This is a genomic window from Microcoleus sp. PH2017_08_TRC_O_A, assembly GCF_020738665.1.
GTDB lineage: Bacteria > Cyanobacteriota > Cyanobacteriia > Cyanobacteriales > Microcoleaceae > Microcoleus.
Genome location: NZ_JAEQCE010000059.1, coordinates 28,331 through 54,201, shown reverse-complemented (window position 1 = coordinate 54,201; position 25,871 = coordinate 28,331). Strand labels below are relative to the sequence as shown.

At 46.7% G+C, this 25,871-nt stretch carries 33 protein-coding genes and 1 tRNA gene; 10 read left to right on the top strand and 24 right to left on the bottom strand.

Annotated features, from left to right (window positions below; all coding sequences use genetic code 11):
• Window positions 1-27: 27 nt before the first annotated feature.
• On the bottom strand, window positions 28-1,191 hold the full coding sequence (locus JGK22_RS20535; protein WP_293313525.1) for a transposase: 1,164 nt from the start codon (window positions 1,189-1,191) through the stop codon (window positions 28-30).
• Between the two features lie 124 nt (window positions 1,192-1,315).
• A protein-coding gene (locus JGK22_RS20530; RefSeq protein WP_293197309.1) for an IS630 family transposase occupies window positions 1,316-2,261 on the bottom strand; the annotation gives its coding sequence in 2 pieces (ribosomal slippage) (window positions 1,316-1,855 and window positions 1,857-2,261; 945 coding nt in all).
• A gap of 282 nt (window positions 2,262-2,543) precedes the next feature.
• Here JGK22_RS20530 and JGK22_RS20525 point away from each other — a divergent pair.
• Together JGK22_RS20525 and JGK22_RS20520 are read left to right on the top strand one after the other, a co-directional pair.
• A complete protein-coding gene (locus JGK22_RS20525) occupies window positions 2,544-3,026 on the top strand; it encodes a DUF393 domain-containing protein (protein ID WP_293179508.1) in 483 nt (160 codons plus the stop codon).
• 100 nt (window positions 3,027-3,126) lie between these two features.
• Complete coding sequence (locus JGK22_RS20520; protein WP_293191312.1) at window positions 3,127-3,336, top strand: hypothetical protein; 210 nt, start codon at window positions 3,127-3,129, stop codon at window positions 3,334-3,336.
• A gap of 46 nt (window positions 3,337-3,382) precedes the next feature.
• Here the strand turns inward: JGK22_RS20520 and JGK22_RS20515 are convergent, their stop codons facing one another.
• From JGK22_RS20515 to JGK22_RS20455, 13 genes are all read right to left on the bottom strand, one after another.
• The gene (locus tag JGK22_RS20515) at window positions 3,383-4,042 is read right to left on the bottom strand and encodes a Uma2 family endonuclease (RefSeq protein WP_293179502.1); all 660 of its coding nucleotides are present in this window, start codon (window positions 4,040-4,042) and stop codon (window positions 3,383-3,385) included.
• Between the two features lie 58 nt (window positions 4,043-4,100).
• A tRNA-OTHER gene (locus JGK22_RS20510) sits at window positions 4,101-4,186 on the bottom strand.
• Window positions 4,187-4,223: 37 nt separating this feature from the next.
• On the bottom strand, window positions 4,224-4,886 hold the full coding sequence (locus tag JGK22_RS20505) for a hypothetical protein (RefSeq protein WP_293213901.1): 663 nt from the start codon (window positions 4,884-4,886) through the stop codon (window positions 4,224-4,226).
• Window positions 4,887-5,009: 123 nt separating this feature from the next.
• Window positions 5,010-5,183, bottom strand: coding sequence for a hypothetical protein (locus tag JGK22_RS20500; RefSeq protein ID WP_293213903.1), 174 nt, complete (start codon window positions 5,181-5,183; stop codon window positions 5,010-5,012).
• 15 nt (window positions 5,184-5,198) lie between these two features.
• A complete protein-coding gene (locus tag JGK22_RS20495; protein ID WP_293213905.1) occupies window positions 5,199-6,827 on the bottom strand; it encodes a hypothetical protein in 1,629 nt (542 codons plus the stop codon).
• Window positions 6,814-7,275 carry a hypothetical protein gene (locus JGK22_RS20490; RefSeq protein WP_293231759.1) on the bottom strand — a complete coding sequence of 154 codons (462 nt, stop codon included), beginning with the start codon at window positions 7,273-7,275 and terminating at the stop codon, window positions 6,814-6,816. Before JGK22_RS20490 ends, JGK22_RS20495 begins: the two co-directional genes overlap by 14 nt.
• The gene (locus JGK22_RS20485) at window positions 7,256-7,456 is read right to left on the bottom strand and encodes a hypothetical protein (protein WP_293179486.1); all 201 of its coding nucleotides are present in this window, start codon (window positions 7,454-7,456) and stop codon (window positions 7,256-7,258) included. The genes JGK22_RS20490 and JGK22_RS20485 overlap by 20 nt, the downstream gene beginning before the upstream one ends.
• Complete coding sequence (locus tag JGK22_RS20480) at window positions 7,453-8,124, bottom strand: hypothetical protein (RefSeq protein WP_293269409.1); 672 nt, start codon at window positions 8,122-8,124, stop codon at window positions 7,453-7,455. The genes JGK22_RS20485 and JGK22_RS20480 overlap by 4 nt, the downstream gene beginning before the upstream one ends.
• Before the next feature lie 202 nt (window positions 8,125-8,326).
• A complete protein-coding gene (locus JGK22_RS20475) occupies window positions 8,327-8,503 on the bottom strand; it encodes a hypothetical protein (protein WP_293269411.1) in 177 nt (58 codons plus the stop codon).
• A gap of 1 nt (window position 8,504) precedes the next feature.
• A complete protein-coding gene (locus JGK22_RS20470; RefSeq protein ID WP_293269418.1) occupies window positions 8,505-9,041 on the bottom strand; it encodes a hypothetical protein in 537 nt (178 codons plus the stop codon).
• 492 nt (window positions 9,042-9,533) lie between these two features.
• Entirely contained in the window at window positions 9,534-9,884 is a 351-nt protein-coding gene (locus tag JGK22_RS20465) for a hypothetical protein (RefSeq protein ID WP_293269420.1), read from the bottom strand.
• Window positions 9,885-9,970: 86 nt separating this feature from the next.
• Window positions 9,971-10,282 (bottom strand): hypothetical protein, encoded by a 312-nt coding sequence (locus JGK22_RS20460; protein ID WP_293223633.1) that lies wholly within the window; start codon window positions 10,280-10,282, stop codon window positions 9,971-9,973.
• Window positions 10,252-10,650, bottom strand: coding sequence for a hypothetical protein (locus JGK22_RS20455; RefSeq protein ID WP_293313523.1), 399 nt, complete (start codon window positions 10,648-10,650; stop codon window positions 10,252-10,254). The genes JGK22_RS20460 and JGK22_RS20455 overlap by 31 nt, the downstream gene beginning before the upstream one ends.
• 346 nt (window positions 10,651-10,996) lie before the next feature.
• On the opposite strand from JGK22_RS20455, the gene JGK22_RS20450 reads away from it, so the two are divergent.
• On the top strand, window positions 10,997-11,242 hold the full coding sequence (locus JGK22_RS20450; RefSeq protein ID WP_293313521.1) for a hypothetical protein: 246 nt from the start codon (window positions 10,997-10,999) through the stop codon (window positions 11,240-11,242).
• A 40-nt stretch (window positions 11,243-11,282) separates the two neighbouring features.
• A complete protein-coding gene (locus JGK22_RS20445) occupies window positions 11,283-11,960 on the top strand; it encodes a hypothetical protein (protein WP_293179459.1) in 678 nt (225 codons plus the stop codon).
• Between the two features lie 89 nt (window positions 11,961-12,049).
• Here the strand turns inward: JGK22_RS20445 and JGK22_RS33315 are convergent, their stop codons facing one another.
• Complete coding sequence (locus JGK22_RS33315; RefSeq protein ID WP_366026233.1) at window positions 12,050-12,298, bottom strand: helix-turn-helix transcriptional regulator; 249 nt, start codon at window positions 12,296-12,298, stop codon at window positions 12,050-12,052.
• Window positions 12,299-12,827: 529 nt separating this feature from the next.
• Between JGK22_RS33315 and JGK22_RS20440 the strand changes: the two genes are divergently transcribed.
• The 6 genes from JGK22_RS20440 (at window position 12,828) to JGK22_RS20415 (ending at window position 18,663) form a co-directional block, all read left to right on the top strand.
• Window positions 12,828-13,157 carry a hypothetical protein gene (locus JGK22_RS20440; RefSeq protein WP_293313519.1) on the top strand — a complete coding sequence of 110 codons (330 nt, stop codon included), beginning with the start codon at window positions 12,828-12,830 and terminating at the stop codon, window positions 13,155-13,157.
• Window positions 13,154-13,369: a hypothetical protein gene (locus JGK22_RS20435; protein ID WP_293179450.1), complete on the top strand. Its 216-nt coding sequence runs from the start codon at window positions 13,154-13,156 to the stop codon at window positions 13,367-13,369. Before JGK22_RS20440 ends, JGK22_RS20435 begins: the two co-directional genes overlap by 4 nt.
• Window positions 13,366-13,695, top strand: a complete 330-nt coding sequence (locus JGK22_RS20430) for a hypothetical protein (protein WP_293218706.1) — start codon at window positions 13,366-13,368, stop codon at window positions 13,693-13,695. Before JGK22_RS20435 ends, JGK22_RS20430 begins: the two co-directional genes overlap by 4 nt.
• Window positions 13,696-14,099: 404 nt before the next feature.
• Window positions 14,100-15,884, top strand: coding sequence for a hypothetical protein (locus JGK22_RS20425; RefSeq protein ID WP_293313517.1), 1,785 nt, complete (start codon window positions 14,100-14,102; stop codon window positions 15,882-15,884).
• A gap of 44 nt (window positions 15,885-15,928) precedes the next feature.
• Entirely contained in the window at window positions 15,929-17,035 is a 1,107-nt protein-coding gene (locus tag JGK22_RS20420; RefSeq protein WP_293313515.1) for a hypothetical protein, read from the top strand.
• Between the two features lie 5 nt (window positions 17,036-17,040).
• Window positions 17,041-18,663: a bifunctional DNA primase/polymerase gene (locus JGK22_RS20415; RefSeq protein ID WP_293313513.1), complete on the top strand. Its 1,623-nt coding sequence runs from the start codon at window positions 17,041-17,043 to the stop codon at window positions 18,661-18,663.
• Between the two features lie 58 nt (window positions 18,664-18,721).
• Here JGK22_RS20415 and JGK22_RS20410 read toward each other — a convergent pair whose 3' ends face one another.
• The 8 genes from JGK22_RS20410 to JGK22_RS20375 form a co-directional block, all read right to left on the bottom strand.
• On the bottom strand, window positions 18,722-21,415 hold the full coding sequence (locus tag JGK22_RS20410) for a hypothetical protein (protein ID WP_293313511.1): 2,694 nt from the start codon (window positions 21,413-21,415) through the stop codon (window positions 18,722-18,724).
• 3 nt (window positions 21,416-21,418) lie between these two features.
• Window positions 21,419-21,835 carry a hypothetical protein gene (locus tag JGK22_RS20405; RefSeq protein ID WP_293313509.1) on the bottom strand — a complete coding sequence of 139 codons (417 nt, stop codon included), beginning with the start codon at window positions 21,833-21,835 and terminating at the stop codon, window positions 21,419-21,421.
• Between the two features lie 748 nt (window positions 21,836-22,583).
• Window positions 22,584-22,925 carry a hypothetical protein gene (locus JGK22_RS20400; RefSeq protein ID WP_293313507.1) on the bottom strand — a complete coding sequence of 114 codons (342 nt, stop codon included), beginning with the start codon at window positions 22,923-22,925 and terminating at the stop codon, window positions 22,584-22,586.
• A gap of 6 nt (window positions 22,926-22,931) precedes the next feature.
• Window positions 22,932-23,498: a hypothetical protein gene (locus tag JGK22_RS20395; protein WP_293313505.1), complete on the bottom strand. Its 567-nt coding sequence runs from the start codon at window positions 23,496-23,498 to the stop codon at window positions 22,932-22,934.
• Window positions 23,499-24,281 carry a hypothetical protein gene (locus JGK22_RS20390; protein ID WP_293313503.1) on the bottom strand — a complete coding sequence of 261 codons (783 nt, stop codon included), beginning with the start codon at window positions 24,279-24,281 and terminating at the stop codon, window positions 23,499-23,501.
• Between the two features lie 13 nt (window positions 24,282-24,294).
• The gene (locus tag JGK22_RS20385; protein ID WP_293313501.1) at window positions 24,295-24,645 is read right to left on the bottom strand and encodes a hypothetical protein; all 351 of its coding nucleotides are present in this window, start codon (window positions 24,643-24,645) and stop codon (window positions 24,295-24,297) included.
• 12 nt (window positions 24,646-24,657) lie between these two features.
• Window positions 24,658-24,999 carry a hypothetical protein gene (locus JGK22_RS20380; RefSeq protein WP_293213936.1) on the bottom strand — a complete coding sequence of 114 codons (342 nt, stop codon included), beginning with the start codon at window positions 24,997-24,999 and terminating at the stop codon, window positions 24,658-24,660.
• 2 nt (window positions 25,000-25,001) lie between these two features.
• Window positions 25,002-25,328 (bottom strand): hypothetical protein, encoded by a 327-nt coding sequence (locus tag JGK22_RS20375; protein WP_293218720.1) that lies wholly within the window; start codon window positions 25,326-25,328, stop codon window positions 25,002-25,004.
• Window positions 25,329-25,871: the final 543 nt, after the last annotated feature.

Sequence of the window (25,871 nt, the reverse complement as noted above, 5' to 3'; positions counted from 1 at the left end):
TCAAAAAGGTGAGGTATGACTGACAGGTTATATAACCACTGAAACCAAGAGGGCTCTCTTCCCAACAACGTCCGCGAATCTTTCGCTTGATCCGCTATACCCACATTCAGGGCAAGAATGAACCCTGACATCTAGGCTTTTCTTACCAGTCAAGGTTCCACAATTAGGGCAGGTTTGACTGGTATAGTTCTTGTCTACTTGGGCAAAATACACCCCACGCTTCCAGCACACATGAGACAGGATGGAAAAAAATTGACCATAAGCTGCATCTAAAGTATGTTTACCAAACAACCCCTTAGCCCAAGCCTTAAAATTGATATTTTCAACAAATATCATGGACGCTTGGTCGCACAGCCGATGAGCTAATTTATAATGCCAATCCTTTCGAGTATCGCTAATTCTTTGATAAATTTGAGCAATTTTTCTTTGAAGCTTTAGCCAGTTATTAGACCCTTTTCTCTTATGCTTTAATCTTCGTTGCAGTAATTTCAACTCGCGGTGAAGTGCATTAAAGAATCTCGGTCGATTTACCAATTCTCCATCAGAGGTTGCCAAGTATTTATCTAGTCCGATATCCACACCTAGAGGATGTCCCGACGGGAGAATGTCCGGTATATTTACCGCTAACCGATAAGTCAGCATTACAAAATAACCAGAAGCCTTTTTAACTACTCTAATTTGCGCCAGGAGAAAACCCTCTGGTACAGGCCTAGACATCTTCAACCTGACCCAACCAATTTTTGGCAGATTAACCCGTCCATTCTCCACTGCTGCATCTTTGACAGCCGGAAACACAAACGAGCGCAGCCTTTTTTTAAAGCGTGGAAAACCATGTCCTCGATCCCACATTGCCACAAATGCCGATTCTAACACCTTTAATGTTTGCTGCAACACTTGCGAATGCGGAACCTTTAATTCGGAATAAATCTTCTTAGCTCTTGCTAGATTTTTACACTGACTAGCATAGGTAGGTCTAGGTGTGTCTGGTGAGATGATATATTCACCAACTATCGAACAAGCATTAACAGGAGACTTGCGAGAATTTACCCAATCCTTCCGTTCTCTCAAGGCATAGTTATATACCTGACGACAAACGTTTAACCAAGTCTCAAATATTTCGACTTGGTGTTTATTAGGTCGAAGTTTGTACTCGTGAGTTACTGTTAAGTAGGTAGGCGGGAAAAAACCAATCTATGTAACAAAACATTAAGTTACCTAATTGCAGTTAAACTTAAGACGTTGCGTAGTGTAATTTCCCTTTTGTCCTCTAACTTCTACTCCATGAATTACGGCGTAGGCGAGTTCTAACTCATCATCAAACAAATGTCGCAGCCAACTCATCTTTCTTAATGTGTTGCCACTCCAATTCTATCGGGTTCATTTCCGAACAATACTTGGGCAAAAAGAAGATATATAAACCTTGCTTTTCCCAATGCGGCCATAACTCTTGGACTTCTTTGCATCGGTGTATTGGGCCGTTGTCTTGTACGATTACTCTCGGGCGTCCAATCTCAGCAGCTTCTTGGGCTTCTCGCTCCATCATTTTGATATAAGCTTTTCGATCGACACCCCCAATTACCAAACCGTAGACAAAACTGATGTCAGGTTGAAGAAGTCCGACAATACTTAGTCTACGACCACGCCGTAAGGTTTGTTCTAACCGTTTTTGTTCACCTATTGGGTAATAAGTATAACCGGGTTCACTCCACATACAAAACCCTGATTCATCTAAATACTTTAAGTCAATTCCTCCCGCCGCCGCCTCTAATTGCAACATATCTAAGTCGGATTGCTTCGTTTCTTGTACTATGGGGTCTTGTTTTCCTTTATGACTTTTTCTGGCTCGTTTCCAAATAAACTTTTTTTTTTAGTATCCTTCTTAATCGATCTGCACTTAGTTTAACAGAACGTTCTTTTTCTAATTTCTGGACTAATTGAAGACTATTATATGTACGTGATTCCTTTTTGAGGCATTCTTTTAAAAACTCTATATCTGACTCTTTCCACGTTGGCTTTGCCCCTCGACCAGGCAACTCCCAAAGCCCTTCCATGCCTATATTCGACCATTTATGTAAAACCTCTCTCACTGTTTGTGGAGTCCAGTTAAAATGAGCAGCTATTTTTTCAACGTACCAGCCATGTGCATTTAATCTAATTACTTCTGCTCTATCTTTGACTTTTTGTGGAACATCCGCAGTTCTCAGTTTTAAGAGAGTTTTGTCTTGCTGTTGAGTCAGGAATACCCTTAATCTAGCGCCCATATATTGAGTTACCTCAGTAGATATATTCTCTTTGTTTACTTATCTTAACATAGTTCGGTTTTTTTGCGCCGACCTACTTAACATGAATCTATGATATCATTTTTTGATAAAATAAGCGTGCTAGTTTATAAATTTGACTGCGAGAAACAGCCTGGTAATCGTTTCTCTTGCGACTCAAGTCTGGGCCGCGTTCATCCCCATGCCTGAGCCTGAAGTCAGCGGCTTTCCGCTCGTCTTCAGGTAAAATGTTTGTGTGCGATCGCCATTAAAATAAATTTCCCTATGTCTACTGCTAAAACTGAATTTCCCGAATCTGTTGAAATTAAGCCATCTTGGCAGATTGAGCTTTTGTACGACGGTGAATGTCCGCTGTGCGTGCGGGAGGTCAATTTCTTGAAAAAGCGGGACGCGGGCCGAGGTTTGGTGTCGTTTGTGGATATTGCGGAGGATGACTACAACCCCCAAGCCCACGGCGGAATCGACTACGAAACGGCGATGGGCCGGATTCACGCGGTGTTACCCGACGGTACGGCAATTAAAAATGTTGAGGTATTTCGGCGGATCTACGAGATTTTGGGGATTGGTTGGGTCTATGCTGTGACTAAGTTGCCGATTGTTGGGGCGATCGCGAATTGGCTGTACGGAATTTGGGCTGATTGGCGGCTGCCTTTGACGGGAAGACCGGACTTAGCAAGTATTATGAGCGATCGAACTGCGCGGATCGAGTGCGAAATTGAAGGTCGCTGTCGGGCAAAGTTGGAATAGAGTTAAATTGAGTAAGTGCGATCGACCGATTTGCAGATTTCAACAGAAACAAACTGCAACTAAGATTAAAGATTGATTGCTACTAAAAGCAGGGGGAAAAATGGAAGACGCAGGATATACAGTCTTCATGGGCTTCGGTGGTCTTTGGGTACTCATGGGAATTGTCGCTGTGACTTTCCTGTTCAAATCGGACGGTCAAAAACTTAAGTTTGGTAAATGGGGACTGCTAGTGGCTATTCCGATCCTAGTGCCGATCGCCCTGGTTTTGACATATCAGATATTCCGACCCTTTATTATCCCACACCTTTGAGTCGATCGTCCGTGGGAGAAAGGAATTAGTTAAATTAAGTTAAGTATTATTCATTTTCGGGCGATCGCAACTGCTCCCTCACCCATACTCGCAAAGCGTCAATTATAGTCATATCATCCTCCGTCTCGGCCATCTGCAAAAATTGAGTGATTATTTCTGAAGAAACAATCGGAAAAGTGGCACTACATTCACAGATTACATATTCTCCGTTCTGAAATTGAAAAAATTGTACAGTCTCTCCGAGATATCTCCAAATTTCAGGAACTCCCAGGTTTTTGTAAATACTAAAGCGATTAGTAGATGGACTGGTAAGATCGACTTCAATGATTAAATCTGGTGGCGGGTCAATTGATAAGTTAATTTTTCTGCCACGAATGCGATCGACATTTTGGATATAAAAACAGGAATCTGGTTCGGCACCTTGTTTTAAATCTTCACGATTGAGAGTTGTCGAACCAAATCCCTTACGTTTCAACTTTAATTCATCGCTTAAAGTAGTCACAAACTGTTTTAGCAAACAATTAACAGTTTCATGCAAATCTGATGGCATGATAATTTCTAATACTTCTTGAAAATATGAAAACCGCGAAGACCTGTTGTCTCCAGCTTCTGCTAACAAGCTTTGGTAAGTCTGCCAACTGATACTAGATAGTACCACCCGTTGTGTGGTTTTTTCTGGAGAGGGATGAATGAGCGTCGCAGTCATGTTTGCCTCCTGCTTAATCCAGAAAAAAGTTTATTACAACCCTAAACTTTCGAGAGAACGGGACAGACGGGGCTCGAACCCGCAACTTCCGCCGTGACAGGGCGACACTTCCAGATCAAGTGTTCGCCTGCTTTCAACTGTCCCTGCACAACAAAAAATCTATCTCACCCTGACCGAAAAGTCAAGAGTCAAGAAAAAATATTTCAACGTCGTGCTTATTTGCTCCACCCAGTACCGCTGCATAGGGGTCATTCGGTGGCTCGTGACGAATCGGCATCGGGGTACCCCACCACTCAGCATCCTCAAAAAGCTCAGGACGTTTGTCGTAGTAATCCCGCCAGCAATCTGGATACCATTCCCAAGCTTTCCAAAAGCCATGAGGAATGATCGATCGTTCTACCACATACCCATCTAGATCCGAGCAACGAGGTCTCTCAAACCAGCTCCATTGAATTTCGCAAGGTGACGCCCAGCCGTGCTCCCACATGGTGAAAAAAGTATAGTCAAAATCATAACCAGGGGCAACAGGGACTTCAACACGAACTCCATCAAAAGGTAAATCAATAGCGGGGGCAAAACCTTCTTCGTCTGATACACCAACCCTAATATATTTAACAATGCGATTCTCATTTCCATTGTCGTAAGAAAACATATCCAAGTACACAGGCAACTCAACTGCCTGAATTTGATCATCCCTACACCACCCAAAAACTCGATCCTCGTCTTGATAAAGGGAACCTTTTTGGAATCGCAATTTAAGCCATGCAGGCAACTCCTCAAATTCTTTCAGAATTCCAGGAACCAACATTAAATCTGTTGCAGACGCATCATTCAGCAATCTCATAATCATTGTTTTGGCTGAACTCCTTGAACCCCTCGTCGTGACCGGGTTCAAATATCTTTGGATACCCCATTTCAACTTTCGCTCAAACATAAAGAAACAAGGAGCGACCTTGCAATTACGCTGTTAATTTAAGTCAATATCTTCATCAAGCTCATCAAAATCTGGGTCATCCTTGGAATAAGCCCAAGCATGATCACAAGCATTACAGGTGTAAAATCCATAATCTTTGTCGAACTTAATATCCACCGATCCACATTGCGGGCATTGAATATCTTTTGTCAACGACCCTTCTTCCATTTGTTATTTGCCTCCCTAAATAACTACGGATTGATAGTGATTTCTAGCAGACTCGTAGCGCTTATCGCTACCAGATTTAGCAACCCCCCATATCGCCAAAATAGCAGCATTCTGAGATAGTCCGCTACGCTTACAGGCAACCACCACCGCACGCACTTCGGGGGTCAATGACTGCGTTGGATCAGGAAACTCCCAATTTTCCGGAATCGGGTTGACTGCGTTGTATTTCCGGTGCAGCAAGGATTCCAGGTGGTGAATAGGTTGGTGGAGAGGCGGTGGAGAGGTGGTGGAGACTGGTGGAATCTCCACCACTGACTCAGTGGGATAATCTGTAGCAAATGATTCGAGAAATATTTCGCAATCCCCAAAATGATCCACATCGTCAATCAGCGATCGTGCATCAGGAATAGAAACATCAATTGGTACAGAATTGGGTGATTTAAGTTTGCCTTGCCCCGAAGGCTTCCACCCGTCTTCAGAGTCCTTATCTGGTACGGCGGTCAGCAACAAGGTAATAGCACCGGACTGTTTAAACAATTCCGACAAATTTTTCGCCTTGAACATTGCCTGAGTATCAGTCTGAGCTGTAACAAGAGGAAAAACCTTTCCCTTCCTGGCCGCTATAAAAAGCTTTAGCCAAAAAGTTTGCAAGATATTTTCAACCTCAGTAGGCGGCAAGATTAAAGCCAAAAGAGGCTGCCACTCACCTATCTCCTCAAGGAGTAAGGTGATAGGAAAATGATGGTAAGTTCCCTCATCATCATTCTGATATTCATCGTATCGCTTGGATAAAATCTCAAGAATTTTATTCAAGCCATCCAGCAAGCTTTTCGCCCGTTCCTTGTCACCCAAACCAATACCGTAAATCTTCGTCCCTTTGATGAGGAATTTTTCAATTCCTCGGTACATTGATTTACGCTTGTGGGAGTTTATAATTATCAATCGATGTCCTCGACTGATGCGACAACGAATCAACGCGCTCGTTAGAGTAGTCTTTCCCGATCCAGGGGTTCCAATAAGCTTCAAAAACCCTGCAAAAACTGCGCTACTGATTTGGCTTTTCAGCAAAGATTGAGTCAGGGAATCACCGGGTTCGATCGCACTTTTAACTTGTTCTCCGACATCAATTTTGTCACCTGGATTTGTAATGTCATCCAGTGTTCCCGGCTTACCGTGAGGTAACGCTGGCTGGGATGGCACTGGAGTAAATCCGATCGCCTCCTTGAATTTTTGCTGAAGCTGCAAAGTAAAAAGATCGATATCTGCCTGCGCCTCAAGTTGTAATTTTTTGAGGCGAACCCCTGCACCGATTTCGGCCGTTGTCTGATTTTCTTTTTGCTGGATATCGTCGCTGGCAACCTGTCCAGCCCAAAATAGCCGCTGTTCGCGTTCGTCACTGCCAGCGAAGTGTAGAGCAGCCCCAAAGCTAGCGAAGCTAGCTAACCCACCAAGCAGCCGAATCAAGCCGGAAGCGCCCTCAGTTTTGACAATCTTGCTATCGGGCTGGACTAACCAGTGAGGATAAGTTCGCTTGCCAAGTTTGGTGCGAATCGTTAGTTGGGTGTCAACCGGAAGGCTTGCGCCGGCAAGAACAAAGCCAGCGCAACCAGCAAGCAGAGCAAGTGAAATCTTAAGTCGAGACATTGCGACCTCCCCACAGCCACGCCACAAGGACACACACCATCAACAACCCAACCACGATCGACCCCCCGTACAAAGAGAGGAAGTCACCAACAGCACCAAAGATTGCCAAAATTGCATCCCACTCACCAGCCGCAGAGCCGAGAGCGATCGCGGTGGCAGCCGCCTGATATCCAGGACGATCGTCGTCCGCGCCAAAAAGAGCCTCCTTGCCAACCACCGCGGTCGCAATTATTCGGATAGCAAAACTGCCAAACGACAACCAGGGAATCATTCTAAAAATAAGTACCGCGGATGCAGTGCCACTGGCTATCAAGCCAAAATGAGCTACTCTGTAAGCATTCCGAGAAAATGCGATCCGCTTTTCTCCCGGCTCGGCAACTTGTGGTTTCGGTTGCTGAGCCTCCCAGTCCTCGTAAGCTGCGTACCCTTCAAGAGTTCCGTCCATCATCTTGCTCCAATACTTTTTTAGCTAAATCCATGCCGTCGTTGCCACCGCACCACCGTCGGCGTTTAATGTGTCCAAAACAACTGACATTTGACCAGTTATTTGGGTCAGCGTAAGCTTCCAAGACTCTGCGATAAGCCTCAAGCTTTTCGCGATCGCGATCTCTAAAAAATGGAAACTTCATACTTTAAACCATCCAGCCAAAGATTTAGAAATCGAGCCAAACAAGCCGCCACCCAAAGTTTTTTGGCCTCCAGAAGTAGTGGTTTCGCCTTTCCAGTAAGCTTCTTGCTGCTGGCGGGCGATCGCCTCTTGATTTTTGGCATCCGCACTGGCTTTAAGCTGTGGTTCTAAGGCGGCCGACTGAGTTTTAAAGCCAGCTTGGAGAAACTTGATATCAATGCCGTAGCGATCGGCTATCAAGCCGATTTCTCCGCCTGTCTTCGCTTGCGCGAATCCCATGTCGGCAGCAAATTGAGCCTCGGTTTTGAGTACAGAAAGCCTTGCTTGCTCCTTGCGGTAAAGTACCGCAGCCTTATATTTGGCTCCCCCTTCAATGCCCTTGGCAACAAGCCCCGTTATTTTTTCATCTGTATCAAATCCGTATTCAAGAAGCTCCAGCGCAAGCTCTTCGATCCTTTTGATGCAATCCAAAATCGCCTTTTGATTCGCAACATAAATCTTTGAGCGTCGGGCTTGCTGCTGCCACTTCTTCTTATTAACCGAACTTTCGTGAACTTCTTCATCCGTGCAATTCGCTACCTTGGCGAGACCGATATCGCCTAAGTTTTGTCGGATAACCGGCGACATAGGATTGTAACCGACAACCCGAGAGATACCACTTGTAATCATTTCTGTCCCTCGATTGGTTTTACTTCCGTGCTTCTTTCTCTTTCGTATTCCTTTCTCTCTTTTGTCGCTATCTCACCTTCGGGCTCGTAAGAAACAGACCAACTATCTACTTCGCCTCTATCCGCTAAAGATCGGAAGCTCGCGTTGCCTATCTGCTCGACAACACCAGCGGGCAATAGATCCAATATTTTTCCGAACATATTCAACCTCTTAAACTTTGTACTTGACCTATAACCTCCACACCCTTAGCGTCAGTAATCCCCTCATCTCTCAATTGCAATACTGCTACTTGCAGAGCCTCCTGAGATTTGCTGGCAACAACATTGAGATGCCTTGGTGTATTACTTTCGCGCTGTACCCGAACCTTGTAAAAAGCCATCTTAAGAATCCTGTAAATCCGAAAGGGCTGCTTTAACTTCCTCAGTAAATCCCAGCTTTACTTCTGCTGCTGCCTGCTTGCCAAGCGCCCGCCCCAACTCGCGGTAGTTGTTCAACAAACCAGATTTAAAAGAAGCAATTTGAGTCAAATTACTATCAGCAACAGTTGCCGCAGTTTGGGCAATGGCATTGTGTTGGTCAACGAACACAATCGCCGTTGATGCTGTGGGAGATGGTACTACGGGTGCTTGCTCTACCAACTGGCGCAATTGAGTAAACTTGCCGGCATTGAGCAGTTTAGTTGCATCAAGAGCAAGCTGCGAGTATTCGGTTGCCCGGGCAGCACCACGGCGTAAAGTAGCAAGATTCAATCCGTAGACATCCTGAAGTTTGCAAATCGACTTCTGCAAGTCAGCTTTGCTCAACCGGAGGAGGAACATCATATACTGCGCCGAGTACCATTGTTCAATCGATTCAGGGAGAGAGGAATCGATTAATTCGCTGTCTACGTCAATCACGGCTTGGTCTTCAGGTTCCATTTTTCGCCTTTTTGCCTTTGAGTTTAAATCGATTTGAATCGATTGAATCGATTTGAATCGATTCGTATAGACAAAAAATAACCCGCCTTTGAGGGGCGGGTATACTATGCAGAGCATAATTTTACGCGGTGCATAAAACTTTGTGCAGTAATCCAAACAGAAGAGTTATTTGAGGCTTGGGTTCGCGATATCCAGGGGCTCCGGGTTCTCTCAGATAACAATAAAGGGTTTGTAAAGGAATGCCAGTTTCTCTGCTAATTTTGTAAACCGACCAGCCAGTTAATTTACGAAATTCTTGCGGCGAAAGTGATATTTCTGATATGATTTTCATACTATCCTCTGCTTGAAACTATTGGGATGGTCGCGCCCCTGGCTGTTAATGCAGCGCAGGGGCATTTTAATTTAATTAGTTCACTCAAAAGTAGAGCTTCAACTCATCGGCGAGACAAAAGCTGTCTTGGCTCACAACCCTTCTCTTTTGGCGGCTAAAATCTAGTAACATTCAACGATCGCTACCTGTAAGATAGCCAATAGCTTCAGCCCCTCATTTCTCCCGACTCCAGCAGAGGTAAAGATGCCACAGGGCATATCTAGATCGCCGTTTACCACATTCCGCAAGTTATCGCGAAATGCGCCTCCTACACGCAGGCTATAAGCGATCGCTTCCACTAAGACTAATCGCTCCTCCTGAGTGGCGTCGCCAAAATCAGAGCCGTAAACATCACTCAAGACCTTAAAGACTGGGGGCGAAGTAATATCGCCGACGCGCTCATAATCAATGCGGGTATCTTCGGTAATCATGCAAACTCCTAAAAAATAAGCGATCGCACTTGAAGCAAACACGATCGCAAGAGACAGATAGGGAGAATAAACCCGTCTCTCTGGGTTGTCACACCACTTTTATTTATCTGGCAGGTGTCGCCAGTTCGTTAAAAGGGAATTGGGTCACAAGCCTCAGAGTCAGGATCAGAATTCGTATCTTTCTCTGAGGCTGAAGGTTTTGGGTTTGTCGTTTCTCGCACCTCACGCTTCACTTCGTCGTCGAATCGAACCACCAAGATAGCTGTCAACCTGATAGCGGCTTCGGCGAGCCTAGGGTATTCTTCGAGTTCGTATTTGCCGGAGGCAATCATTGCCGCCAACAATTGCGTTGCGACAAATTCACCGTGGGGTTGTGAGTAATTGGGGTCGTCAAAATAGTCACGGATTTTTAGTTTTTGTTCGGTAGTGAATTCTTCCATTTAGATCGAAACTCCCAAATACTATGCTTGTGGTCGTACTTAAATCCACAAGCTTTGATTTCGGCAAATAACTGATAAATCCTGATTTGACTCTTTGTAGGGTACAAATCTAACGCACCTAAAATCTTGACTCTGAGTGCTGGAGTAACTCTCCTGCCGATCGTGATTACATTAGGTGGCAATGGGAGGTTATTGGTAGGCGATGCCAGACCTTCCCGATCGGGGTCATCATCCACGAAGGGCTTCGATCGATAATCAGCAGAACAAATCAACCGCAGGTATCGCTTGGCGGCGAGCTCGCCGGAACCCAGATCGAGGTATTCGCTGTCGTCGTCGAAGAAGCGGGGGTGGTTGGGTAGGTCTGCCATGGCATCACTTCAGCAACCACTTACGATCGCTACCACTCCACCGATAACCGAGAGTCTTGAGATTGGCATAAAGGATTGATGGATCCCGATCCAAGCCCTTGCATCCTGGGAGGAGAGCAAGAGCCTGCTCGTATTTTTTGAGCTTGATTTTAGGCATAGGGTATGATTGTCAGTAGCTGGAAAAGGAAGGGCGATCGCCGGATCTACCCAGAGCGATCGCCCGTGTGCTTGGTTAGAGCGTTAATCTTGCGGTGTCACCCGCAAGTCTGGAGAGGCGTGTAGCGAGCCTCAGTATCTAATTGTCAATAAGCTTGGTTATCAAAAATGTCCCATTTTTGGGACATTTTTGTATGAATCATTCTTTTCAGACAAGGCTAAAAAACTGGAGCAAGAGCTTGAAAAACAGAGCTTTTGCTATTTCAGCATCGAGGAAATGCCTGATTATTTTCGCCACGGCCGCAGTAAAAATCATTGCCGCCACCGAGAGAGCGAAACCTTGATTGAGAAAGGTTCACGAAAAATGTCCCACCTTTGGGACATTTTTCGTGAACCTGCGTTATTTGCGTGGTTGCGCGGTTCCGCTGGTGGCTGAAATCGCTATAAAATCCAGAAACTAATACCTGGGTTTTAATATGAACTTCAAGAGACGAATCGAATGGCGCAAATGGCTAGGGGTGGCGGGATGGGTAGCGTTGGGCTACTTCATCGGGCGGCCGGAACAGCTCAGCCGGATGGCGCGGAATCTAGAGAATCACTTGGCGGGAAGTCGGACGCAGTATCTTGTACCAACTACCACAGGGACAGCGCCTCGACTGGTTCAGATATACCAGCAACCCCGGCAGTCCTTCAGTTCCACTTCCGAGCCTGGGCAGCAGGGATGGAACGATTTTTATGACCAAAATGGGCGGTTTTCGATAATAGTGCCACCACACAAAGTTAAGCAAGTGACAGATGCTGACGGCGTGATGTACTCGATCGAGCAAAAAGACGAATTTTACACTTTTGGGTACAAGACAATTGAAAACTCCGAATTCATTAGCCCCGATCGCAAACAGGCTCTTATGACGGAAGTTGTCAGCAAGCAATGGAATTCAGGAACTACCTTTGGGGAACAGTTTTCGATCGTTTCACAAAGACACTTTGGTCTAAACGGAAACCCAGGAATAGAGGTTAACTTGCAACACAGGTCTAAACCGCTCAAGATGACGTTCCGAAAGGTGATGGTGAGAGATCGCCTGTACATGATGGGGGTTGTGAGTCCTTACAATCAGAACACGCAGACATTCCTGAACTCGTTTCGGTCGCACTAGACAACGGTGCTAGACAAAACAATAGACTGTGATCAAGCCTCCCCAGAAACTACCTGGGGAGGCTTAACTATTTAATTTTCAAGGTTCCGTTAGGCGGGTTTGCGACTTATATTACTGAACGCCTCAATCAGCTCTTCAAGAGTGCAATCATATGCCTGGCAATACCTAGGAATATCAGTCAGAGAGGGACTAGGCACGGTAATACCTCGCTCCCATTTACTGATAACAGACTCAGTAATACCTAACTCGACGGCTATTTGCCTTTGAGTTTTGTTGGCTCTTTTGCGAATCCACACAGGTGTTAGAAGATTTGCTTGATTTTTTAGTTGACTTACCATAGTATATAAGAACTAGCTTTTAAAAGCAAGTTTGAGAGAACAAGTTTTTTGAGGCTGGTGTTCGACCACAAAAAGTAAGCAGGCTGGTGATTAGCGTCTACGGCCTGCTTACTACAAATATAAGAGTTTCCAGCAAGCAAACCGTCTTTGGCAACTAGCTCTGTAAGACCTGATGAGCATGAGCGACAAGAAGCGGTCGGTTCCGGCAACTCCACAGCACAAACAAGTTAACCTACGTCTTTTCACGTAGACAAACTCTGCCTTTTAGAAAGGAATTCCGTGAAAATGCGGACTTTATCGATCGGGTCACGTGCCATTGCGGTATCAGTAGCCCTGATTTTCAGTGGGCGATTAGCGACGAACACCCCCGACACACCGCCACCACCGGGAAGCGGTCGCAGGGATTCCACAAAAGCAGAGGTGATGCCTATGACCTAATACCTGGACTGCCTATAAACTTCCTTCCTATCATTCGCCGGCGATCGCGCGGCAGGACGTGCGATTGCCTTTTTTATCAACGAGCTAACCCATGCAAACAGCAACAAACACGACTAACTGGAATTGGTACGGAATGTGGTTTTGGGACTATCTAAATCTTGACAGAGGCGATTTCCGTACTGAGGCTTGGGAGGCTTTTGACATCTGGAAGCAAGCCTACACAAAAGATCACCCCGACCTGGCAGATCTTTCCGACTTGGACTTGGTAGAAAGCTACATGAACGCCATGAAACCCGTATTCGACTCATGGCTTTTCAAGGCGTGGGGCCTTTTTTACCTTCCAAGCAAAACGTTTCGGGCGATCGCCTGGAGACTCAAAGTACACCTGGTTTTACACATCCCCACTATCGAAAACCCATGAACACAGGACGAAGCATCGCCAACCACATAGCAATCAACGAAATCAGAAGAAAGGACATCTTAGAAATCCTCAAAGACGGCCCTAAAACAGCCTACAAAATCTCTCTCAAGATGCCCGGATTCTACTCCACAGGAACAACCATGTGCCGCCTACGCGAGTTACAGGCAGCAGGAAAAGTAACAAATTTCGGAGACGTATGGGAAATCAAATGAGTCAAGTCAACCCACTAGACACTTTCAAAAGCACCTACGACATAGACGACGAATTGGTCAAGATCCTTGTGCGAGATAGAACCACTCTCGGCTTACTTTTTCTCACGCTAGAAAAGCTCGCCTGGAACGAAAGAATGGCAGTGGGCTTAGCCGCCTATCACCGCATCGACCAAACCTCCGCGCAATTGATAGAAATCAAGCCGCGTCACGGCGAATTTGCGACACCTGTCGCGGAAGCAATGGAATTATTGAAAGCCCTTTCCCCGTCGGCACTGGCCGAATTAGCCGGGGATATTCTGCAAGATGACTTTGAACTTGAAGCGTAGTGCCAAACAGCATGGCGTGCGATCGCGCTCTAGTCGGTGCGATCGCCTTTCCTAATTACTAATAACCAACAACCCATAACCAATGGAACAACTAGAAGAAGATATCTACTATTTGTACAAAATCAAGATCGACTAACAGCAACAGAGGACGATCCGATTCACAAGAGGAAGTATGACGACTGGAACAGTATTTGCCGTCGGCGAATCAGTATCAATGCTGGTCAATAAAACAAAAAAGATAGGATTTATAGAGGAAATTTGTGGGGATTTCCTATTTGTCAGATGGGTTATATCAGGGACAAGAAAAATACGTTCATGGGGCTGGATATCAAGTCGCTGGGCATTAAAGAGGCATCCTTTAATCGTCCAGACAGATGAATTATCGATAAAATGGAGGCTTTAACATGACAATTACAACTGTCGATCGACCAGCACGCATCACCGAAATGGGGAGAGCAGAGGCAGATTCAATCACGCAGGATATCAAGGGTAACTTTGACAGCCTGGGTTCAATGCTCATAGAAGCAAGAGATCGAAAAGCCTACAAAGCCCTCGGGTACAGAACCTTTGAAAGCTACTGCAAAACTGAATTTGGCAAGTCAAGTTCCAGTGCTTACAGATTGATTGAGGACGCGAAAGTAGTAGCACGATTAGAGGCTGAAATTGCCAAACAATACGACGAACCGATCACCTTAAATATCCCCAGCGCTTGCCTTCGCCCCCTAAAAGAAATTCCAGATATCGGCAATAAACTTAAAGCGATCGAATATGCAAAAAATTTAGCGGCAGCGGAAGGTAAAAAGGCTACTAAAAAACATTTAGAAATAGCAGTATTTGAGATATCCGGTAAGCGCAGTCAGGATTACAAAGCCGCAATTCAAAGCTTAGGTTTTACGAAGGGCGTACCAGTCGAGATAGTCGAGACAAAAGACGTAAAAAGCGACAGAGGATTAGTCAAAAAAGTAGACAAATTAGGCAAGATTCACGTCGCACTTTACAGCGGAGGAGTCTACCCAAAACCACTTGGCGCCAGTGACCTGAGAATACTAACGAAAGCGGAAAAGCCTACCACTCCACTGAACGAAATCACTGCCAGCAAGGGCGATAGAGTGTTGATTTTTGCCAAGGGGCTAGAAGGCAAAAAAGGAATTATTCACAAATGGAAAGATGAATGCCAAGCACTTGTCACAGTGGACGGGGAAGATGAGCTATTTACTATCGCCTATGCAGAGATGGAGCTGGTTCCGGGTGAGCAAAAAGATACTAACTGGGATTCGGAATTAGTTTGGAATACCGGGAAAAACACATATTATTATTTCCCACAGGAAGACACGATATATAGCGACAAGTGGCCGCAGGGTTTAGCCCTGAAACCTCACTTCCATGAGAAAAGCCCCATTGAATTTATCAAAAACTGGGAAGATAAATTCGCAGGCGACCTACTCGAAGCTCTTGGAACTCCAGCAAGATTGAAGACACTAGCACTCGCGCAGGCGATCGAACTCCCAGAGGATGAAGGTAAGGAATTCGCTGCTGATTTGATAGCCAGTCTGAATCAATTATTTCCCCAAGCGTCCAAGCCCAAGGCCATGGGAATAAGCTTTGCCTTGACAATAAACGAGTTGACTTCCGGCAAGAAAACGCAAACTCGGCGCGCGTGGCAAGATGATTATGCAAAAAACTTCATTAGATATTTCGACAAAAATATTGCCATCCCAGCACTAAATAAGGGCCGCCAACGTGGGGGGTACGAACTGGGATTTATTAAGCTTACTCAGCGCCCATACCAACAGTATCTGTCAGAAATGACGGCAACTGACTTGAAAGAAGAAGGTGGCATGGTTGCGACAGCACAAGAATTTATTGACACATATTTCGAGGGGCAGGACAAGTTAGTCTGGGTGCTGCACTTCGAGTTTCTGTCCACACCTGCCGGCGGTAACACATCTTTATTAACAGAGGAAAACCAGCGGCGGCGGGAACAATTGGCAGAGGCAGAATTAACAATTCAGACAATGGTGAGTGCAGCTTCCTCACCCTCGCTCTTGGAGTCCGCAGCACACACCGACTTCTTACCAGACAATACGGTCAAAGCATTGGGTGTAAACATTGTAGACGCGACTGTAGACACCGCAGAAGCCTCGGATGTGGAGATTGTAGACACAGCACTTGACGCGACTGTAGAGTAGACACAGCACTTGACGCGACTGTAGACACCGCAGAAGCCTCGGATGTGGAGATTGTAGACACAGCACTTGACGCGACTGTAGACACCGCAGAAGCCAATGAAATGCCGCCAGCCAGGGGAGCTAATTGGTTCAGCGAGACACTTAAAAAGAGTATGGCTGAAGCCATGAGAAAATTCACCCTTGGCGACCGAATCAAGTACGACTTGAACAATCCCGACTGGGGTAAAACACTGGATTACCTCATCACATACGGAGAAATTGTCTCGGAGATTTACTCAGGGAAATATGAACCTTTTGCCATAGTCAAAGTACGATTCGACGATGGGAGAGAATCCGAAGTGCAAGTAAGGCATTTAGAAAAATTAATGCCACTGAAAGTAGAGATCGCAGGCGGTGCAGCCACCGAAGAAAAACCGGAATTAATTGCAGAAAATGCAGTCCCTGCGGTCGCACCCCTAGAGCCTGAAAAATCGGCGACATTCTCAGAAAACCAAAGAGAAACTGACTATGACGACTGGTCGAAACATAACGCCAGCGAAGCGATACTAGGCATGGCTGTAGACACCGCCTTTCCTGAAGGCTGGAACCAATGGGAAAAAGATAACTTTTCTTGGCTTTTAAATGGAGTGCAAAATTGCTTCTATAGCAATCAATACAGGGAGATAGAAGTATTTCTACCTGAACAAAAGAAGGTTCGGCTCAAAGGAATGAGATTAGGGGAAGAATACCTTGATATGTGGGCTGTGGAGCCACCAACATTAGACGAGAATGGCAACCAAGCCAGCGTAGAAACTTTTGATAAAACTTTTCCAGACGCAATCCTCACTCAGGTTCAAGAGACAAAAGACAAACTATCCCAAGATATAGAGCAGTGCAAAAAGGCAAAAGAAGGCACCAATAAACCAAAAGAATTAAAAGCCATAGAATTGTCAGAGATAAGAATACAGCAACACATTGAAATCTTAGATAAATTTCTATTTTTCAGAATTGGACAGAAAGTCATTGAGAAAAACCGAATTGAATATGTTCCAGGGATTGTAAGAGGAGTCGCCCTCTCGACAGGTGGCATACCCACCATATTTGTGCGGTGGGAAGGACAAACTAGCTCTACCTCCCAAATAGTGAATATGCTGGCAATAGAGGAAGACTAACAGCGATGCAAACTCTCCCCGCCCTGTTAGAAATTCCCGAGAATTGGTCTCTCGTGCCTGTACGGGGAAAAAAACCTTACCAGAAAGGATGGAATTCTAGGCAGTACGATCGCCTCCAAATTCTCGAAGAACTAGAAAGCGAGAAAGCTAGCGGCTTTGGGGTAAAACTGGGGAATGGGCTGCTAGCCATTGATATTGACGGTGAATCCGCAGCCAAACTCTTGACCAAATTAGCCGGCGAAAATAGTACCGCAATTTTCGCTACAACAACTGCCTGGACAAGTGGCCGATCTGGCAGAAAACAGTGCTTATTCTCAGTACCAGAATCGGAATGGCATCGCCTCCGCGGCCGCAGAATCGGCACAGGAATACCAGGCGACGACGGCAAAGAGGAATGCTTAGAATTTCGCTGGATCGATGCACAGAGCGTATTACCGCCAAGTATCCACCCCGGCACAGGCAAACCCTATGAGTGGATCAACAGCCCGCTGCAAAATCCGCCCTTGCCGGCACCGGAATGGCTGATCGAGACCTGCGAAAACTGGCATAGCGAGTATGCCGGCGCTGAAGAGCTAGATTTGGTGCGCTTCCCGGTACGATTGTTCCCGCATTTTGGCCGCAAACTGAGCGTTTGGCTGCTCGCGCGTCGGTTCGATATTTCGCGCTGGAGCAACAGTGGCAGGTCTAAAGGTTCGGGAATCGGAAAATTCACACTGACAGCGGCAAGCAAGATATTGAATCGCAGCGAAGGTCACGTCAGAAAGTTGCTATGTGCCGCCAAAAAGTCAGGTTTGATTCGCGACTACTCGCAGGCGAAGAATTGGATTACAGTTTACTACGCAAGTTTAGAAAAAGCGATCGCCCTCACCGGCATTGAGAAGCTCGGCCCGATCGCCGCCATAAATATTGATGATTTAGCTAACATCCACATACTCGCTACAGAAGTGGAAGCCCAGAATTTGCAACGCGCATCTCTCCACCGGCAACGCCTGGAAGAGGTCGAGCAAATAAAATCCCAGGGCTTAGACCCTGGGAAGACTCCGACACAAATAATTAAACCGATCGACCTGCACACCTGCGATTATCCGGCGCGGGTACTCGGAAAGGGCGATCGGTTTATCTATTGCAATTCGGATTTTCGGTTCTACGGCGGGAGTCAAAGTGCGATCGCTAATTTTCGAGGGATTAGTCAATCGACTGTTAGCCGCCACCTTTCAAATAGTTACCGATTGGTAGCAGCACCGGTGCGAGGACATCGCCAGGAATTGCCACCGATCATCAAAAAGCAACTGCTAGGGAAGCTGCCACATCTCAAAAAGATGCCGCCAGGATTGTGCATGGAGGATGGCTTATTTTCCATGCACGGCGACTGGTGGAAGCCTCATTGCAATGTTTATCTATTGGATCATCGTCTCGTGTCGGCCAGACGGCGGCGAGCCCGAATCCAAGGGCAAATAGATAAGGGTGACTTATTGTTTGAAAAAATTTCGCCGGGCGTTTTAGAGGATAAGTTTCCTTTATCTATTTGTCTAAGAGCTAAGAAACAGCAAAGTTTATCCGAGCAAGAGCCAAGCCGGCTGCGCGAAAAAAAGTCAAAAACAAACCGGAACAAGGAAGAGCAAAAATGATCACGCCTCAGCAGTAAACAAAAAACGTCCCATTTTTGGGACACTTTCTCTCATCCAATTAACAACCACCGATCGGCGGAACGAAGCATTTTACCGTCTCAGCAACCCCATTCGCACCGAGTTGTGCGATCGCAGCGCGAACACAGCGCACCGGTCGAACTGCCGGATTTAGTTTGACCGTGCCGCCTTTCGTTATCCGCAGCTTACCTTCGGAAACAGACAAACCATCTATCAAATCTAGAATCCTTTCTGCCTCTTCCTCTGTCTCGGCACGCACACCAGATTTGACTTTGGAAGCGCCCCAAAGTAGCCGGCCATAGACATTCCCCTTGGTGTAAATCAAGTTGTCGAAATCCCGGCACCATTCCAAATCCTCGCGGGGATTCGGGATTTGAGTGTGCCACAAACTGCCGGTTTGCTTGGGATAATCTTGGCCCCAGGTGAGCACCAATTGCCTCGGTACATCAAACTCTGCAAACTCGTCGCCCGGTTGCACCGGGTAGCAAGTAGGAGTCTCGCAAGCTTTGGCGTAAGACAATTTTTGCAGCTCGGTAAACGCTGAAATTTGGCTGGACAAGCCGGCAATCCCATCACCGTTATAAAGCAAAATTTGAGTGCCACCTTCGCAATCCAGAAAGTTAATATCCCCGGAAATCTTCGCGTCAGATTCGCACACTTCGCCAAGGATTTTTGTGCTGATTGCAGTTAGCTTGTCTATTTGGCTGCTCAATCCGAGGAACCCGGCCCCGGAATAGCTGTTATCGAATACGTCGCTGCCACAGGCATAAGTCCCACCTCCGAAAATATCGGGGAAGGTGAATGCAGGTACATCAATATCGCAGACCTCATCCAAGATTTTTTTATTGAAATCTAATACCCTGTCGATTTGACTTTGCAGCCCCAGTAATCCGACGCCAGAGTAATTGTAAGTGCCGAAGGTTTCGTCACACACATAAGTTCCCCCGCCCTGGATTAGCGGGAATTCTATTTCGATGTCGCAAACCTGGTTTAATATCTTTTTGTTGAAATCCAGCACTCTGTCAATCTGACTTTGTATCCCTAACAAGCCGACGCCAGAATAATTGTAAGTACCGAAAGTCTCGTCACACACATAAGTTCCGCTCCCAAAAATGTCAGGGAACGTGAATGCAGGCACATCAATGTCGCATACTTTTTTGATGAGCATTTTATTCATGCTCAGGATTACGTCTAATTGCTTGTTCAGACCTTTCAGCCCCTCGCCGGCGTAATCGTAGGGAATGGTAGCGCCATCGCATTCAATAAACCCGTTGTTTTTAAATTCTGGGAATCTATCGTCATCTTCGCGCTTCTTGCGTTTCAGTTTGTCTGAGATATCTCTACAACATTTGTCTAAATCTTCCTGCGTTTTTTGAAGCGTTTTTTGCAGGGCAACTAGCTGCACATCTACCTCTGTTAAATCCGCTGTTGCTGTGATAGTTTGTGGCAACTCCGCTGCTACTGTCATCCCCACAGGAATTTGTGCCGCCGTCGCCATCCCCACAGGAATTTGTGCCGCCGAGGCCATTCCTATTGGAATTTGTGCCGCCGAGGCCATTCCTATTGGAATTTGTGCGGTGGCAGCCATTCCCACAGGGATTTGTGCAGCCACGTTCATTCCTATTGGAATTTGTGCCGCCACGCCCATTCCCTGGGGAACTTGGGTTACGGTTTTCAGGGAAATGCCACTAATAGCCTTTCCCAACCCGTCTAAAGCGACTCCGATCAGCGCTATGCCTACAGCTATCGGCGCAACCATCTCGGCAACTGTTTCGCTGGTAGTTCGTGGGTTTTTTGCTGCGATTTCTACGCCAGTTGCAGTTAGATTTGCGATCGGAATTAAAAGTTCAACAATTCCCTCCATTATTGGTCGGACGATTTCAGTATCAAAAGTCTGCGGAATTGCTGCAATCATTTCAAAAAGGGGATTTATTAAATCGGAAATCCCTTGAAGCAGAGGCGAAAAATCTAATTGAAAGCCTTGTTTCAGTTGTTGGATGTCTAAATCAAGTTTTTTTAAGAAATCGACGATCGGAGTGAGTAAGTTTACCCCGCCTTCGGTCACTTGATCGAGCAAGGAAGGGGTTGCTAGAGGCTTGCCCCTGGGGTCGATCGGAGCCAGTGTAATTGTCCCCGTCCCTGGATTAGTCTGGATATCCAGGGCCGGCCTGGGCTTGGGTGCTGGCGATGATTGAGGTCTGTATGGCGCGGGTGCAGGTGTTTGTTGTGATTGTGCGATCGGCTCAAATTCAAAAATCGGCGCAAATGGATCGGGGCGGCCGACTGGCGATTGTACTTGTCTTTGTGGTTGCCGCTGTGGCGATTGGGCTGTCGCGGGTCGGAACGCCCCGCTATCTCTCGGATCTGAAATTTGCGATCGCACTTGCTGGATCGGTCGCCCGCCGACCATGTCAGAGCCAAACCCTGCCGGTTCCGGGAAAATTAGATCCTGGGCAACTGCCCCGGCGACGCCCAGACCCACGCCAAGTCCTTTGATTCCTATGCCAACGGCAGCTTTTTGAGCAACAACTGGAGCCGCGCTTTTGAGGTTTGCCGGAACATTTTTAACTACCTGCACCTGGGGGGTATAGGCGGCTGGCGGGCGAATGGGGGCGGAGAGTTTTCCTCCCGTTGTAGGTCCGAGATTTAATCCCTGTCGCGGTACAGCCGTTGTTGTTGGCGCGCTGGCGTCAATGGTGATTGTTTGAGGTTGGAAAGTTATGGGGGTTGCCACTTCCTATCGTCCCGCCCCGTTCCACAAGTTCGCCTCAACTTCGTTTAGGCGATCGATGATGGGCTGTAAATTCAAGTCGATCTTCATCCCTTGCAGCATTTTGTTGACAGCTTTTAATTCTTCGAGCGTTCGTTGGTCAATGTGATTTTTAATGCCTTTATCTAGTCCGCAAATTTTATCTTCCACAATTGTGGCTATCGTATTACAATCGCATCCGCACATATTTTTCCCTGGTGGTGGAGGTGGAGAAGCGTTCCCGCCGAGAGAAGGCGATGGAGAAGGGGAAGGAGGGGAGAAGCACGCGGCTCTGGTGGCAGGATCGATCGTAAAATAGATGTTGAAATACCCACCACTTTCCTCCCAGTGCAGCGCGAGATCTGCCAGCGATCCAAAGCTCTCGCCGGCAACTACTCTATCCACATACCCTGATTGCCATCCCCATACACTCTCGCCAGTGAGGATCTCACGGTAAGTTCCATTAGGTTGAGGTACGTTGGTATAAACGGGACGATTTCTGTAACAAGCGGGGTGGGTTCGACCCTGGGTACCGTCGTAAGGATCGTCATAATGAGTTATTAAACAAAACCCACTTGGGCAAGGATTTACCATGTTGCCATAACCAAATCAACATCAGAAGCATCAAACCCTCCAGGAGGTAACGTTGAGGGGGGGACGGAAGAAACGGCAGGGAAGCATGACGATCTAGTAACTGCATCTACGACAAAATAATCTTCAAGCATCCCGGTACTATTCCAGTAAAAGGATTTATACCAGGAGTCTAAAGTATTGTGTCTAGAACTATCATTCCAAGTGTCAGATACCCAGCCAGCAGCAGAGTCCCAGCAAATACGCTGAGTAGACCATTGTCCTTCCCATAGATTGTGCAAGGTAACGCAGAAATTCCCACAGGCTCTAAACTCCATTGCCCTATCAATTCGAGTTGCGGTCAGGTTCCCAGGTGGCAAAGGATTGAAAGAAGAGGGTGATGGTGATGGCGATGGCGATGGGGACGGAAGCGATGGGGTTCCTGGGATATTGCCCCCCCATCCTTGCCCGATCATTTGGTCAAATCTTCGCCTAGGATTGTTCAAATTATTAATTGAATTAATCTGCGTCGATCGCCTAACATTTTCGATCCCAGAAGGCGGCTGATACACTCCAAAATTCTTCATGAGGCATTCGCGACGCTTACCCGCAATTGAGCTGTTCCAGAGGAGCAAATAGCGGAAATTGCATTTACAGCTTGCTCATCAACTATTAATAAATGTCGTAGAGGCAAAGGATGTGCTGAGTTTGTCAGTGTTGCCCCAGTCCCGTATCTAATCCAGCATTCTCCCGCAGGATTAGATAAAGAAGTTAAATAGAGTTTTACGAGTTTTCGACTTGCATCTGCTGCCAGGATAACCGTTGAAGAAGCGCCAACAGCAACTGTTGTAGTAGCGTCTTCTGTCAAGCTTCCCGACAAACCGCCCGCCTGATTTCTGTTTAGGTTGTTGCAACAGTTGAGCATTCTTAACTATTGAATAAAGTTGTAAACAATATTGTTGTGATCCTGAAGCAAACTAGATTTTTCTTCCACATATCCGGTTATAGATAGCCAATCATTCTGTTTCCCTGCACCCGTATTGTTTTGCAGTAATCCAGACCCTCGATCTACCATCTTGGCCACAATTCGCCACCCGAATTTTATCCCGTATATTGTGACTCCGGAGAAGTATTCGTCTATCCCCGCAAAGAATACAGGCTTGACGTTATACAAATCTATCAGCCCCACTTCAAAATCCTGGTTTGTGGGACTTCGCAAATAGACCATCAACCCCTTTTTAGAATTGGCCCTAAAAAATTGATTTTTCTGTTCTTTTTGCGATTCCGTGTCCGTGGGCAAAATATTGGGGGCAAACGTTTCACTGATGGAATCCAGGTATGCCATGCAGCGAACTGAGGCCATGTACCCTTGGTAATTAATGCCCACTCCCAATACCGTAGCGGTACTGGGAGTGTACAAAATTGCCTCTTGCCCGCTTGTTGCGGGCGTTATTTTTGCGGCAATTTGAGCAATTCGATCGGGCATATCGATCGCCATTTAATTCCTCCTAGCCCCAGAAACAAAGGCACGCTCGCCCGCAACAGAAGTCAGAGCCGATCTCATTGCGCCACCGCTGGCAGCGGGGGCTGCGCTACCGCTCCCACTGAAAAATTTAGTAGCCTGCCCTGTTACTTGACTCGCCGCTTGCCCCGCCTGCCGAGCAATTTGTGGGGCTTGTTTTATGGCTTGCTGTGCAACCTGTGGGGCTTGATTGATTACTTGCTTCCCGGCTTGGCTGGCTCGATCTTGGATATCCTTTAGGGTTTTGTTGTCCTTGCCATACAAATTTTGAGAGGCTTGTCCCGTCCACTTATTGGCAGCGCCACTCAAGTCTTTCAAGAATCCCTGCGCCGTCTCGGCGGCCGCTTCTTCGCCCGGCCTTACAAGAGTTTCTACAGCCTGCCTCATTCCTTCCGAAAATTCCGCATTAGCCAGCTCCATTGTTTCAGCCCAGGATTGTCCGGGTTGCCACTGCTCCCATGTGTTTGGATCTTGAATAGTGGGAATATAGCCCGGGGGATATTTTTCACCTGTTTTAGGGTCAATAATGATAGGTTGCCCACTCTCCACCACGGCATAAATTGTGGTGTGTCCAAATTGCTGTCCGAGTGGATAAATATTACCATTCATCCCTCCGGGCTGCCCCCCAAATCCCTGCATCTGTGGGTTTCCAAATTGCTGTTGTTGCATTGAGGAAAAATTCCCTTGCCCCAACTGAGTAGCCTGCTGCTGGTTTGCGATCGGAGTCGATCGAGGTTGGTTCGTGAATGCTCCTACCATTGTTTTCTCCGAATTAAATCAAGTTAGGATTTGGCGTCTCAGTCAGTCTTGGTTCCAGTATCCGAACCGTGAATATGTACTGGGTGAAGGGCTTGCTCACCCCATCCGATACCTCGTTGATAATCGAAGTCCCCTGCGGGAAAATGGCAAACTGCGCGTCGTTCGAGGTGTCTTGCTGCTCGTTGAAACGAAGGAACATAGCTCCAATAATGCTCTCGCTTGTATTATTGGCGGCTGCCGTCAAGCCAACAAAGCCCAGCGGGTTGCGAGTGCTCACCAAGTCGGCTTTGAGAATGGTGATGGAAGTTGCGGTCTGCGTGGCTCCAGGGCCGAAAAAAGTCGTTAAAGGTTTGTCGATCGCCATAGTTGACAGTTATTATATTGAATTGGGATTTGGTATCGAAGACGTTGCATCGTCTTGCCAAATTTCAACTTGACAAGAATACCTTCGCAACCACTTATTGAACTGAAATTCGAGCGATTGCTCGAAGGGAGAAATACGGAATTGAGAATCCGTGCTCTGGTCTTGATTGCGCTGCCACCTCAAGAAAACAGCCAATGCCGTTGACTCGGCATTATTGACCGCAGCGGGGGTGAAGGTGTAGCTTGGCACAATTCCCACTGGTGCAACTAAATCATTTTTTAGGATAATGACTTGAGTGGCGGTTTGGGTTGCGCCGGCGCCGAAAAAGTTTGTGAATAAAGGTTCAGAAGGCATGATTATTCATACCAAATAATAACTCTTACTGGTATCCCCAGGATCGACGCAGAGTCGGTCGTTGTGCGAACAAGGAGAAAAGTATTCGATACTGACAGGAAGTAACTATGCCCCGGCAAGCCAATGCCTCCAGGAACAACACGGAGAAAACCCGTGCCTATAGTAGCGATCGCACTTACGCCCCTGATTCTCGATAAATCGAAGTTGGCGCCAAAAACCGAGGCAAGATCGACACCCGTCTGACTTGATGCCATAGCAGGAATAGTTGTATTTACAACTTTAACTTGAAAACCTACTACACCACTATTTAAGTTAGTAATTGTCCCCATTAAACAATGGCCTCGCTCATCATCACACTTGCCGTCCCAGACGCCGTAACCAAGCTCACAGCCCCCGTATAGCGAAAAGCACTTGGCTCACTATCATAGTGATACCCGGCAGGCACTGGCTGTCCATAAAGGAGAGGGGTTACTGTCGAACCCTCGCGCATAAAAATGGTGGCGGGACCTGCATTATAAAAAGAGAAACCCGCTCTGTTAGCATTAGCAGCAAGCGCAACCGATGCTGTTGTAGTAACACTGACAGCAACGGGGGTTTTTGCATTTCGAGATAGGGGGGGCTGCTGCTGAGACTGTGTGGGGTTTAAATTGTAAATTGCTCCCATTATTCCTCCGGTGGTTTATCAATAATAAAAAGATTTTTCTTGAAACTTACGGCGCACAACTCTTTTTTCTTGAGCAATCGCAAAACCTGAGGCTTGCTCAAAAAATACTTGGCGCAATAATTCCGAAGCGAAATACAAGAGGGCGGATTTGCTTGCGCCCCGGCACCCGCATAAAAAGTGCTGGGATAAGTTCGAGCGCGCCTTTTGT